The sequence below is a fragment of the Candidatus Palibaumannia cicadellinicola genome (assembly GCF_002855795.1).
GTDB lineage: Bacteria > Pseudomonadota > Gammaproteobacteria > Enterobacterales > Enterobacteriaceae > Baumannia > Baumannia cicadellinicola_C.
Window position 1 is genome coordinate 1 of record NZ_NJPO01000041.1, and the last position, 1,299, is coordinate 1,299.

Sequence of the window (1,299 nt, forward strand, 5' to 3'; positions counted from 1 at the left end):
AACCACTTTACTTTTAAAATTAAATTGGTATTTATATCTAAACCACGTTCTATTGCTGAGTCAGCATATAAATAAAATTTATTTATATCATATAAAGGCAATATACCAAATGATAAAACAAAATTTTTCATCATTATTTGTTCTGATTGTTGATTAGGTAATAGTAGTAATATACCATCACCAATAAAAAATACTTCTAATAATTTACATATAGCTGATATAGCTAATAATGCATCTAATCCTTCTCGTCCAGTAGTATTACCATGTGGTCCATGAGTAAAAATAAAAGCAATCTTTTTCATATCAATTAATCTATTAAAATTGAATTAAACGATCACATTGAAGTAAAGTTTCACCCAAAAAACCTAGACCACTTAATTGAAAACCTAATTCTAGGTTATTTCCTAATTTATTAAATTGTAATGATTGTGTCATATTTATAATACCTCTACGTAATGCTGATGTTACACATAAATGTAATGATACATTATATGTTTGAGCTAAACTTAACCAAGATTCTACTAAATTAAGTTCATCACTAGCAGAAATAGTAAAACTATTAGCATTATATACACCATTTTGGTAAAAAAATACTGTTTGAATATAGTGACCAGAATGGAATACTGCTTTTGCAAACTGTAGTGCACTACTTGAACGTTGGTTTCCATAAGCAGGACCTGTTATTAAAAGGCAATAACATAATTGTTTTTTAATAACAGAAGAATGTAACAAATTATTGTTTATGATTAAAAATCCTTATTTCAAAAAGGTTTTAGATTTTGATCTAATGATTACATTCTGGACAAAAACCATGAGCTTCTACTATATTGTGAGACATAGTAAAACTTGCTTTAGCTGCCATGCTTTGTAAAATATTTTTTATTTTTTCGGATACTTTTTCAGTGACTTGACCACATTTATCACAAATAAAAAAAGCTGATGTATGTGAACGATCTGTAAAATTATAACAAAGCATAAAACTATTAGTTGATTCTACTCTATGAATAAACCCCTGATCAATTAAAAAATCTAATGCACGATAAATAGTAGGTGGTTTAGCTTGTGGTTCTGATTCTTGTAATAAATTTAATAATTCATAAGCACTAATAGCATTATTTTGTTTGATTATTAATCGGAATACTTCTAATCTTTGTGGGGTCATACGTACATTACGTTGTTCGCATAATTTTACTGCCTGATTTAATAAATTTGTTTGATTTATATCATTCATCTTTTACAGTGTATAATTAAATTAATTTTTTAAATCAATAATATAAAAAAACAAATATTTAATACTTA

General features: G+C 26.0%; 3 protein-coding genes. All 3 read right to left on the reverse strand.

Annotated elements, in window-relative coordinates; all coding sequences use genetic code 11:
- Nucleotides 1-302 (reverse strand): sulfurtransferase complex subunit TusC (gene tusC / locus CEX73_RS00725; RefSeq protein ID WP_101626714.1); only part of this gene is annotated, 302 nt, incomplete at its 3' end.
- 13 nt (nt 303-315) lie between these two features.
- Nucleotides 316-732 carry a sulfurtransferase complex subunit TusD gene (gene tusD / locus CEX73_RS00730; RefSeq protein ID WP_260080946.1) on the reverse strand — a complete coding sequence of 139 codons (417 nt, stop codon included), beginning with the start codon at nt 730-732 and terminating at the stop codon, nt 316-318.
- A gap of 52 nt (nt 733-784) precedes the next feature.
- Nucleotides 785-1,231 (reverse strand): zinc uptake transcriptional repressor Zur, encoded by a 447-nt coding sequence (gene zur / locus CEX73_RS00735; protein WP_101626715.1) that lies wholly within the window; start codon nt 1,229-1,231, stop codon nt 785-787.
- Nucleotides 1,232-1,299: the final 68 nt, after the last annotated feature.

What these genes read in the sequence shown, in the direction of transcription:
- zur (WP_101626715.1), bottom strand. Translation starts at nt 1,231, where the DNA reads ATGAATGATATAAATCAAACAAATTTATTAAATCAGGCAGTAAAATTA.